Annotated in this window: 10 protein-coding genes and 1 rRNA gene; all 11 read right to left on the reverse strand. The window is 69.3% G+C overall.

The genetic code is table 11. From position 1 onward, the window contains the following. Positions 1–9: 9 nt before the first annotated feature. Positions 10–1,359, reverse strand: a complete 1,350-nt coding sequence (locus tag ACWCPM_RS32155) for a DNA polymerase IV (protein ID WP_450979795.1) — start codon at positions 1,357–1,359, stop codon at positions 10–12. A 65-nt stretch (positions 1,360–1,424) separates the two neighbouring features. Further along, complete coding sequence (locus tag ACWCPM_RS32160; protein WP_450979796.1) at positions 1,425–2,108, reverse strand: MerR family transcriptional regulator; 684 nt, start codon at positions 2,106–2,108, stop codon at positions 1,425–1,427. Between the two features lie 261 nt (positions 2,109–2,369). Next, positions 2,370–2,843, reverse strand: coding sequence for a bifunctional nuclease family protein (locus ACWCPM_RS32165; RefSeq protein WP_004002801.1), 474 nt, complete (start codon positions 2,841–2,843; stop codon positions 2,370–2,372). A 462-nt stretch (positions 2,844–3,305) separates the two neighbouring features. Further along, on the reverse strand, positions 3,306–4,046 hold the full coding sequence (gene ftsR, locus ACWCPM_RS32170; protein ID WP_450979797.1) for a transcriptional regulator FtsR: 741 nt from the start codon (positions 4,044–4,046) through the stop codon (positions 3,306–3,308). Positions 4,047–4,089: 43 nt separating this feature from the next. Next, positions 4,090–4,920: an FHA domain-containing protein gene (locus ACWCPM_RS32175; RefSeq protein WP_450979798.1), complete on the reverse strand. Its 831-nt coding sequence runs from the start codon at positions 4,918–4,920 to the stop codon at positions 4,090–4,092. Positions 4,921–5,110: 190 nt separating this feature from the next. Further along, on the reverse strand, positions 5,111–5,965 hold the full coding sequence (locus ACWCPM_RS32180) for a DUF881 domain-containing protein (RefSeq protein ID WP_450979799.1): 855 nt from the start codon (positions 5,963–5,965) through the stop codon (positions 5,111–5,113). Between the two features lie 5 nt (positions 5,966–5,970). Next, on the reverse strand, positions 5,971–6,303 hold the full coding sequence (locus tag ACWCPM_RS32185) for a small basic family protein (RefSeq protein WP_003988855.1): 333 nt from the start codon (positions 6,301–6,303) through the stop codon (positions 5,971–5,973). Continuing rightward, entirely contained in the window at positions 6,300–7,208 is a 909-nt protein-coding gene (locus tag ACWCPM_RS32190) for a DUF881 domain-containing protein (RefSeq protein WP_450979800.1), read from the reverse strand. Before ACWCPM_RS32190 ends, ACWCPM_RS32185 begins: the two co-directional genes overlap by 4 nt. A 105-nt stretch (positions 7,209–7,313) precedes the next feature. Next, positions 7,314–9,809 (reverse strand): sugar phosphate nucleotidyltransferase, encoded by a 2,496-nt coding sequence (locus ACWCPM_RS32195; RefSeq protein WP_450979801.1) that lies wholly within the window; start codon positions 9,807–9,809, stop codon positions 7,314–7,316. Between the two features lie 114 nt (positions 9,810–9,923). Next, on the reverse strand, positions 9,924–10,532 hold the full coding sequence (locus ACWCPM_RS32200; RefSeq protein WP_450979802.1) for a CDP-alcohol phosphatidyltransferase family protein: 609 nt from the start codon (positions 10,530–10,532) through the stop codon (positions 9,924–9,926). Positions 10,533–10,640: 108 nt separating this feature from the next. Continuing rightward, positions 10,641–10,735: ribosomal RNA gene (gene rrf / locus ACWCPM_RS32205) — 5S ribosomal RNA — on the reverse strand; the annotation flags it as partial.

The following is a 10,735-nucleotide window of genomic DNA, read 5'->3' on the forward strand; positions in this document are numbered from 1 at the left end:
CCGGAGGACTCAGCCCTGAAGCTCGGGTCTTCGCGCCACCAGCGGCAGCGGATCGGCCGGCTCCAGCGCGGGATCGTCGATCCGGAAGGTCCGCACCCGCCCGGGCTCCGACCCGGGCGTCTCGAAGCGCACGGTCACTCTCCCCAGCCCGCTGCCCTGCACCCATCCGTGCCCGTGCTCGGCGTGCCGCACGTCGTGCCCCGCGGCCCACCGTCTCGTGACGGGCCCCGCCTCCTCCCGCTCGGGCTCGTCCGCGGCGCCCTCCGCCGGCCCCGCGTCCCGCTCCCCCGCCGCCTGCGCGAACAGGTCCTCCTGGGTGTAGTCGGCCAGGCCGCTGACGCCGACCCCCAGCAGCCGCACGCCCCCGGTCGTGTCCACGGAGTCCAGCAGCCGGGCCGCCGCCTCCCGCACCACCGCGGGGTCGTCCGTGGGCCCCCGCAGCGTCTCGGAACGGGTCAGCGTCGAGAAGTCGTACCGCCGCACCTTCAGCACGATCGTCCGGCCGGAGAGCCCGGCCCCGCGCAGCCGCCGCACACACCGGTCCGCGAGCCGCTGCACCTCCAGCCCGACCCGGACCCGGTCATGGATGTCCACGTCGTAGGTGTCCTCGACCGACACGGACTTCGCCTCCCGCTCGGCGACCACGGGACGGTCGTCACGGGCCAGCGCCATGGCGTACAGCGCGTGCCCGTGCGCTTTGCCCAGGAGCCGGACGAGTTCGTCCTCGCCCGCCTCGGCGATCTCCTCCACCGTGACGATCCCGGCCCGGCGCAGATGGTCGCCCGTCGCGGGTCCCACCCCCGGCAGCGTCCGCACCGACATCGGGCCCAGCAGCGCCCGCTCGGTGCCCGGCTCGATCAGCACCAGTCCGTCCGGCTTGGCCTCCTCGGAGGCGATCTTCGCGAGCATCTTGGAGGCGGCGAGCCCGACCGACCCCGTGAGACCGGTGACGGCCCGGATGTCGGCGCGCAGCCTGACCCCCGCCAGCCGAGCCGACTCCCGGTCCCTGGCGGCCCCACCGGCCTCCAGATCGACGAACGCCTCGTCCAGGCTCAACGGCTCCACCAGCGGCGACATCGCCCGCAGCAGGGCCATCACCTGCTCGCTGATCGTCCGGTACAGCCCGAAGCGCGGCACCAGGCAGGCGGCGTTCGGCGCGAGCCTGCGCGCCTGGCCCATGGGCATCGCCGAATGCACCCCGAACACCCGGGCCTCGTACGAGCAGGTCGCCACCACTCCGCGCGGTCCGAGCCCACCGACGATCACGGCTTTCCCGCGCAGGCTCGGCTTGGACGCCTGCTCCACCGAGGCGAAGAAGGCATCCATGTCGAGATGCAGGATCGTGGGCGCGGTTCTCACAGGTCCGATGCTGCCTCACGGCACTGACAACGCCCCCGTGGCCACGGGCCGCCGTCGGCAGTGCCTCAGACGGCCCTGTTGCGCCGCCGCGCCAGCTCGTCCGCCGGATTGTGCCCGACCAGCGTCTCACCGGTGTCGATCCGCTCGCCGTGCAGCTGCGACAGGGCGCTCTCCACGTCCCGCCAGACCACACCGACGGCGATCCCGAAGACCCCCTGGCCACCCTGGAGCAGGGCGTGGACCTCGTCGGGCGAGGTGCACTCGTAGACCGTGGCGCCATCGCTCATCAGTGTCATCCGCTCCAGGTCCTGGAAGCCACGCTCGCGCAGGTGCTGGACGGTGGTGCGGATGTTCTGCAGCGAGACCCCGGTGTCGAGGAATCTCTTGACGATCTTCAGTACGACGACGTCGCGAAAGCTGTACAGGCGTTGCGTACCGGACCCGTGGGCCGGCCGCACACTGGGCTCGACGAGGCCCGTCCGGGCCCAGTAGTCCAGTTGCCGATAGGTGATGCCCGCGGCCGCGCAGGCCGTCGGGCCTCGGTAGCCGATCTCCTCGGACGCCATGGGCGCCGCCCCTCCGCCGCCGGGAACGGCCATAGGTCGCTGCGGAGCGTGATCAGTCGCCCTGCCGTGCGGAGGGTACCCCCCACTCGGGCGAAGCCGAGAGCTCGGGGGAGGGTACGAACCGCTCTCCCCGAAACCGCGTCCGGGGGCACCCCCAGCCGTACCGTCGCCGCTGGTTCTCACGCCGACCTCCGTCCTTGACCTGCCTTCTCGACGGTAGGCAGTCACCAAGGGTGCGTCAACGATCGCCACACTCGGCACGCCGAGTGATAATCACCCTGAGAGTGGTTTCCCGCACCCCACCGCGGGGAAAGGCTAGCCGAATGCTCTGGCGGAAAGTCGCGTGACGCTCTCAGTCGCCACTGGCACGTGCCGGAGCGCGCGACACGGCGCCGGGCACATACCGGCCCGCCGCGGACCCCGGGTCCGCGCGGGCCGCCACACTCACTGGCTGCTGGTGCCGAAGTCCTCGGGCGAGATCTGGTCGAGGAACTCCCGGAACTTCTCCACCTCGTCCTCCTGCTCGTCGGGGATCGCGATACCGGCGTCGTCGAGCACCCCGTCACTGCCGTAGATCGGCGTACCGGTGCGCAGGGCGAGCGCTATGGCGTCGGACGGGCGGGCGCTCACCTCGACACCGCTGGCGAAGACCAGCTCGGCGTAGAAGACACCTTCACGCAGATCCGTGATGCGTACTTCGGTGAGCTCCTGGCCGACGGCCTCCAGCACGTCCTTGAACAGGTCGTGGGTCAGCGGTCGCGCGGGGGCCATGCCCTGCTGGGCGAAGGCGATCGCCGTCGCTTCCCCCGGCCCGATCCAGATGGGGAGGTAACGGTCGCCTCCCACTTCGCGCAGGAGCACGATCGGTTGGTTGGAGGGCATTTCGACCCGGACACCTACGACATCGAGCTCGTTCACACAGCAACCCTAGGCCGTGCCCGGGACGTTTGGGTAGTCGGGCCGTCATCCCCCACGCGATCCGGCCGTCACCCACCCGCTTCGCGCTCACCCCGGTGCGCCGGGCACGTGCCCGCAGCTCGGGGGCGCGCGCAGCCTGGCGCCCGCGCGCCTGGGGCCACGACGGACCGGAGCCCCTGCGCCCGGACGGCCCTGTCCGGCCGTCGGCCGAGCCGCCACGGCCACCTCTCGGCCACCACGGGACGGACGAGGCGGACCGGCATCCTCACCGCTGCCTGAGCCGGCGGCGAAGCCTGCCCGGCCCGGCTTGCCCGTCCTCGTACCCGAGGACCTGCACGAGGCTCACAACCGCAGCACAGCCCCTCCTGCTCGAAACGCGCCGCCGAGGACCGCCACACCGCGCGCCCTGCCGCCCGCACGCCCGCCGAGGCCCCGGTGCACAGCCCGCCGCACACAGCCCGTTCAGGGCAGGCGCACCCCGAGCGCGCTCTGCACCAGCGCCGCATGCAGTTTCACCGTGAGCCCCGCCAGCTCCTGCGCCCGCGCCTGCGCGTGCGCCCTCGTCTGCGGATTCCGGTGCCGCTTCAGCGGAGCCACCACCTGGTCGACGAGCCCCGCCTGACGATCGGCCGCCGCCTTCATCGCACGCAGGTGCCGCGGCTCGATCCCGGACCGGCCCAGTTCGACGACGAGCGCGGCCACGGTGACCGCCTCCGCGTCGTACACACCGGCCGCCACCTGGGTGACCAGTCCGTAGGACTCCCACTCGGACAGTTCCCGCTCATCGATCCCGGCCGTCGCCAGCAACTCCGCCCGGGCGATCCGCGCCGCCGTCGGTCCCTCGGACGGCTCCTCCGCGGGCTCCTGTCCGGCCCGCTGCCGGCCTAGCGCCGGCAGCCGCACCTGTTCACCGCGCTCCAGCGCGTCAAGGTGTTCGCGGATCACCTTGAGCGGCAGATAGTGGTCACGCTGCATCCGCAGCACGTGCCCGAGCCGCTCGACGTCCCCCGGGCTGAACTTCCGGTACCCCGAGGGTGTCCGCTGCGGCTCGATGAGCCCCTCCGACTCCAGGAACCGGATCTTGGAGATCGTGACCTCGGGGAACTCCTCGCGCAGCACGTTCAACACCGTGCCGATACTGATCAGCCCGCTGTCCGTGGCGGCGGCACCGTACCCGGAGCCGCCGCTCGGTGTGAGACGCATGGAACTTCCCTCGGAGTTTCTCCGGACGGACTCCGGAGGAGGGTCAGATACCCTGCCTGCTCGCGTGGAAGACGAGCCGGTACTTGCCGATCTGGACCTCGTCGCCGTTCGACAGGGCGACCTGGTCGATCCGCTCCCGGTTGACGTATGTGCCGTTGAGGCTGCCGACGTCGGCCACCGTGAAAGACCCGTCGGGGCTGCGCCGGAACTCCACATGGCGACGCGAGACCGTCACGTCGTCCAGGAAGATGTCGCTCTGCGGGTGCCGACCGGCCGTCGTCAGGTCGCTGTCCAGCAGGAAGCGGCTGCCCGAGTTCGGTCCCCGACGCACCACCAGCAGCGCGGAGCCCATCGGCAGCGCGTCCACCGCGGCCTGCGCCTCGGGGGACAGCGTCGGCATCTGCGTCTGACCGGTGACCTCGGCGTCGTACGCCTCAAGACCGCTGATGGAGATCGTGGAGGTCGTCTCGGACGGACGCTCGGGCGTGACTCCCGGTCGCAGCGGCGCACCGCAGTGGGAACAGAAGCGACTGCTCTCCGCGTTGCGGTTGCCGCACCTCGTACAAACCAGGGCCGACATGGACGGATCCTCCTGCCGCGGCTGCCCCGCAGGGGCGTGGGACGCGTACGGGTCGGCGGAAAACCCTCCACCCGCACTTGAGGTTGACGGTTGCCCGAAACCTATGCCTCCGGCCTGGGCAGGGTCAACCGACGGCGCGCCCTGACCACCGGAAATGTCACCACCCGGACCAGCGACCTGGTCCCGGAACAGCGGGCGCTGACCCTCCGCGTCAGGCTGTGCGCGATGCCGAGCGGTCGCGTTGTCACGACCGTCTCGCGCACTCTTGCCGAACAACTTCGCAAACAACTTCACGGGCGATTCCCCTTGACCGAAACAGACCCGCCCGTGGGGCAGGACGAACCGTGACCACACACACTGGCCGACCCGGACATCCTCACAACGTCCGTATCCACCAGACAGTTTCCACCACGCACCAGCCGATCGGTGCGCCGACCCCCCGCAACCTCATGCCCTCCCCGGACCACCCCCATGCACCGCCGGTTCACTGGGAGGACGACCGAGCGTAGTCAGGTCGCTTCACCGACCGCAAGGCGTCCACGACGATCTTGTCCGACCGCTCGACAGTCACGGTGGCCTGCTCCTTCTCAAGCGTCTGCACCACGCCTCCTGGGATGTTGAGCGCGGGTTCGAGGTCCTGCGGCTTACCGATGACCTTGAAACGATAGGGCGCGTTGATCTTGTTCCCGTCGACGCTCACACGTTGCCCGGAGTCCGTCAGATAGGTGTTCGCGACGACCCGCACGCCGTTCACCTGGATCGCCTCCGCCCCTGCCGCGCGCAGCTCCTGGATCGCGTCGAGCAGCATGTTCGCCTCGACCGTTCCCTTCGTGTCGCCGATGGTCATCGTGATGCCGGGACCCTGCGCCGCCACCGTGCCCGCCAGCACACCGAGTTGCCGTTCCTTCTCGATCGTCTGCCGCCGGGCCTCCTCGGCCTGGTTCGAGCTGTTCTCCAGCTCCTCCCGCTGGTTCTCGAGACCCTGCTTCTCGTCCTCAAGACGCTGAGTACGGTCGTCCAGTTCATCGAGGATGCGCACGAGATCCTCCTGCCGGGCCCCGCGCAGCGCGCTGTCGCCGTCGCTGTTCGAGGCGACCTGCACGGCCAAGCCGAAGCCGAGCCCGAACAGCAGCAGCGCGACGATCAGTTGGGCTCGGGTGATCCGCGGCGGCCACAGCCCCTTCACCAGCCGCTGTCGCCCCGTGAGCCCTGACCGCGTCTCCCCCTCGGCCGTCTCCGGAAGTTCCGTGGTGCCCTCCGCCGGCACCTCGGCGGGCAGTTCCTCGCGCAGCCGGCTCTCGCCCGTCGTCCCGCCGGCCTTCTCGTCCTGGTCGCTCATCGGCCTCATGCCCTGAAGACGTGCCGGCGGATCGCCGCGGCATTGGAGAAGATCCGGATGCCGAGGACGACCACGACACCCGTGGACAGCTGGGCGCCGACGCCCAGCTTGTCGCCCAGGAAGACGATCAACGCGGCGACGACCACGTTCGACAGGAAGGAGACCACGAAGACCTTGTCGTCGAAGATGCCGTCGAGCATGGCCCGCAGGCCGCCGAAGACGGCGTCCAGGGCCGCCACCACGGCGATCGGCAGATAAGGCTCGACGACCGCCGGAACCTCGGGCCGGACCAACAGGCCGGCCACGACGCCCACGACGAGGCCCAGTACGGCGATCACGATGTGCCTTTCTCAGTGCTCTGCTGTGCTGACTCGGTTATCGGCTGTGCTGTGCGGACGATCACACTCGGCGCGGCCGGGAGCCTCAGCTCCCCCTCCACGGAGATGCTCGTCCGAATGCCGAAGCTCTCCTGCAGGGCATGCAGATAGAGCCCGTCCGCGCTGTTCTGGAACTTCTTGCTCAGCCCGTCGCCGTCCCCCACCGCGAGCACGGTGTACGGCGGCACCAGCGGCCGGTTGTCGACCAGTATCGCGTCACCCGCGGCCCTGATCGCCGACAGCGCCGTCAGACGCTGCCCGTTGATCGAAACGGCCTCGGCGCCCGACTCCCACAGCCCGTTCACCACGCGCTGCATGTCGCGGTCGCGCACCCGGCCGGTGTCGGAGAATCCGGTGGTCCCGCGCGGGTCGTGGTCCCCGCCGGAGGTGGCCCCCTTGGCGTCGTTCACGACCAACTTCACACCGGGGCCGTGCACTTCGGCGGCGCCGGACAGGATGCCGACGAGGTCGCTCCGGTCACCGCCGCTCTGCCTGAGCGCCTCCCGCTGCCGGGCGCTGACGTCGTCCCGCAGCTTGTCGACGGTGCTCTCCAGCTCGTCGGCCGCCTCGGTCTCCCGGTCGATGCGGTCGATGAGCTCCTCGCGCTCCTTCGCCACGGCCGGCGCCGCCACCCGTGCCTGTGCCGCGCCGACGGTCACCACCAGAGCCGCCAGCACCAGTCCGGCGGCAAGACCGAGCTTCGCCCGCAACGTCCTCGGCAGGCCTCCGGCGGACTGCTTGCGCGCCGCGGCCTCGGCGTAGCCGTCGTCGAGGCTGTGATCCATGACATTGGTGAGCAGCGACATGGACGCGTCCGGGCGCGTGGGGCGCGTGGGTGTGCTCCGAACGGGGGGCTGCTGCGGCATGCCGCACATCGTCGCACGTCGCGGCCGCTACCTCCGAATGGCCCTCCGGCGTGCCGGACAGGCCCCCTTGGGGACACTTGTCCGGCACGCGCGCGTACTGCTGATTTACCGCCCGGCGCTGTCCACCACCTCGGACCACTCGTCGAGCAGTGCCTGGGCGGAGGCGTCGTCCGGCCCCTCCGCCCACAGATGGGTGACCGCCTCCGCCGGGTCGGGCAGCACCATCACCCAGCGCCCGTCGGCCTCCACCACGCGCACACCGTCCGTGGTGTCCACGTCACGGCTCCCGGCCTCTTCGACCACGCGCCGCATGACCAGCCCCTTGACCGCCCACGGAGTCGCCAGATCCCTCTTGATGACATGCGCACGAGGGATGCGTGCGTCGATCTGGCTGAGGGTGAGCTGCGTCCGCGCCACCAGCCCGATCAGCCGGACGAACGCCGCCGTGCCGTCGAAGACGCTGCTGAACTCCGGGACGATGAAGCCGCCCTTGCCGTCGCCGCCGAAGATGGTCGTCTCGTCCCGGCCGACCCTGGTCAGGTCGTCGGGGGACGTGGTGGTCCACTCGACCTGGGTCCCGTGATACGCCGCGACCTGCTCGGCGATCCTCGTCGTGGTCACCGGAAGCGCGACCCGTCCGCTGCGACGCTCGGCCGCGACGAGGTCGAGCATCACCAGCAGCGCCCGGTCGTCCTCGACGATCCGCCCCCTCTCGTCGACCAGCGACAGCCGCTCGCCGACGGGGTCGAAACGCACGCCGAAGGCGGCTCGCGCGGACGCCACGATCTCTCCGAGCCGCACCATGCCCGACCGACGCGTCTCCGCAGACTCGGTCGGCCTGGACTCGTCCAGGCCCGGGTTGATCGTCAGCGAGTCCACACCGAGTTTGCCGAGCAGGCTGGGCAGCACGAGCCCGGAGCTTCCGTTCGAGGCGTCGACGACGACCTTCAGCCCCGACTCGGCGATCCCGGTGGTGTCGACGTTACGCAGCAGCGACCCGGTGTACGAGTCGAAGACGCTGGACGGGAAGTGCAGATCCCCGATCTCGCCGGGGAACGCCCTTCGGTACTCCTGACGGGCGAAGACCCGGTCCAGCTTCCGCTGACTCGCCTGCGAGAGATCGGCGCCCTGCCCGTCGAAGAACATGATGTCCACGGAGTCCGGCACCCCGGGGGTGGTGCGGATCATGATCCCGCCCGCGCTGCCCCGAGCCGTCTGCTGACGGGCGACCGGCAGCGGTACGTTCTCCAGGTCGCGTACGTCGATGGCGCTGGCCTGCAGCGCGGAGATCACGGCTCGCTTCAGCGCACGGGCACCACGGGAGTGGTCGCGCGCCGTCGTGACGGTGGCCCCCTTCTTCAACGTCGTCGCGTACGCGCCGGCCAGCCGTACGGCCAGCTCCGGTGTGATCTCGACGTTCAGGATGCCGGAGACGCCGCGCGCACCGAAGAGATGGGCCTGGCCCCGCGACTCCCAGATGACCGAGGTGTTGACGAAGGCGCCGGCCTCGATCGTCTTGAACGGGTAGACCCGCACATTGCCCTGCACGATCGATTCCTCACCGATGAGGCACTCGTCACCGATGACGGCGCCGTCCTCGATGCGGGCCGCCCGCATGATGTCCGTGTTCTTCCCGACGACGCAGCCGCGCAGATTGCTGTGCTGCCCGACGTACACGTTGTCGTGCACCACCGCCCTGTGCAGGAACGCTCCGCTCTTCACGACCACGTTCGAGCCGACGACCGTGTGCTCGCGTATTTCCGCGCCGGCCTCGACCTTGGCGTAGTCGCCGATGTAGAGCGGCCCGCGGAGCACGGCGTCAGGATGCACTTCGGCCCCTTCGGCCACCCACACACCCGGCGAGATCTCGAAGCCGTCGATCTCGACGTCGACCTTGCGCTCCAGGACGTCGGCCTGTGCTTTCACATAGCTCTCGTGCGTGCCGACGTCCTCCCAGTAGCCCTCGGCGACATAGCCGTAGATCGGCTTGCCCTCCTTCATGAGCTGAGGGAAGACCTCGCCGGACCAGTCGACGGACACATCGGCCGCGACGTAGTCGAAGACCTCGGGCTCCATGACGTAGATGCCGGTGTTCACGGTGTCGGAGAAGACCTGACCCCAGGTCGGCTTCTCGAGGAACCGCTCGACCTTGCCTTCTTCGTCGACGATCGTGATGCCGAATTCCAAAGGATTGGGGACACGGGTCAGACAGACGGTGACCAGTGCGCCCTTTTCCTTGTGGAAGTTGATCAGATCGGTGAGGTCGAAGTCCGTCAGAGCATCACCGGAGATGACAAGGAACGTGTCGTCCTTCAACGCCTCTTCGGCGTTCTTGACACTTCCGGCGGTACCGAGTGGCTTCTCCTCGTTGGCGTACGTGAGCTCCATACCGAGCTCTTCGCCGTCACCGAAGTAGTTTTTGACCAGAGAGGCAAGGAACTGGACAGTCACGACTGTCTCGTTGAGCCCATGCCTTTTGAGCAGCCGAAGAACGTGCTCCATGATCGGCCGGTTGGCCACCGGCAGGAGCGGCTTGGGCATGCTTGAGGTCATGGGACGAAGGCGCGTGCCCTCGCCACCGGCCATCACGACGGCCTTCATGTCGGAAGCGTCCTCCTCGAAGAGACGACGGTCTAGCCGACTTCACCCGTCCGAATTGTCCCGCACTTTTCCCCTGCGGGCCATCGCACCGCTACGGCCGCGCAATCGACGAGCTCAATCGGCCGTGGCGTCCGCGCGAACCAGGCGGCGGACCTGTACCACGTAGAGGACTCCTGCCCACCAGTAGAGGGTTGTACCCCACCCGGCGAACGCCCATCCGAAAATCGCAGCGAGTGACGCCGGCCATCCGCTTCCGTCACTGAACAGCAGCAGCGGGAAAGCGTACATCAGGTTGAAGGTGGCGGCCTTCCCGAGGAAGTTCACCTGCGGCGGCGGATAGCCATGGCGTCTGAGGATGCCCACCATCACCAGCAGGACCAGTTCCCGCGCAAGCAGTGCAGCGGTCAACCACAGGGGCAGAATCTCCCGCCATGTGAGCCCGACCAGGGTCGAGAGAATGTAGAGCCGGTCCGCCGCGGGATCGAGGAGCCGGCCGAGGCTGCTGATCTGGTTCCAGCGCCGGGCGAGTTTGCCGTCCAGGTAGTCACTGATCCCGCTCAGAGCCAGCACCAGCAGTGCCCAGCCGTCACTCTTCGGCCCGCCGAACTCGGGCCTGAGGATCAGCCACAGAAACAGGGGCACGCCAAGGAGCCGGGCCATGCTGAGAATGTTCGGGATGGTGAGGACCCGGTCCGTCTGAACGCGGGTCTCCTGGACCTCCAACCGGGGGCCTCCTGTCGAAAACGAGCCAACGATGCCCCCCGAACCCTACCTCAACGCAAAAAAGCTCCGGTTCCTGGGCAGTGCCCAAGAACCGGAGCTGTAAAGGTAGTTCGGCGGCGTCCTACTCTCCCACAGGGTCCCCCCTGCAGTACCATCGGCGCTGTAAGGCTTAGCTTCCGGGTTCGGAATGTAACCGGGCGTTT

This window comes from Streptomyces sp. NPDC002309, assembly GCF_053593375.1.

Coding starts and splice junctions, on each gene's coding strand:
- ftsR (WP_450979797.1), bottom strand. CDS start 4,046: ATGCGTCTCACACCGAGCGGCGGCTCCGGGTACGGTGCCGCCGCCACG.
- ACWCPM_RS32180 (WP_450979799.1), bottom strand. CDS start 5,965: ATGAGCGACCAGGACGAGAAGGCCGGCGGGACGACGGGCGAGAGCCGG.
- ACWCPM_RS32190 (WP_450979800.1), bottom strand. CDS start 7,208: ATGCCGCAGCAGCCCCCCGTTCGGAGCACACCCACGCGCCCCACGCGC.
- ACWCPM_RS32195 (WP_450979801.1), bottom strand. CDS start 9,809: ATGAAGGCCGTCGTGATGGCCGGTGGCGAGGGCACGCGCCTTCGTCCC.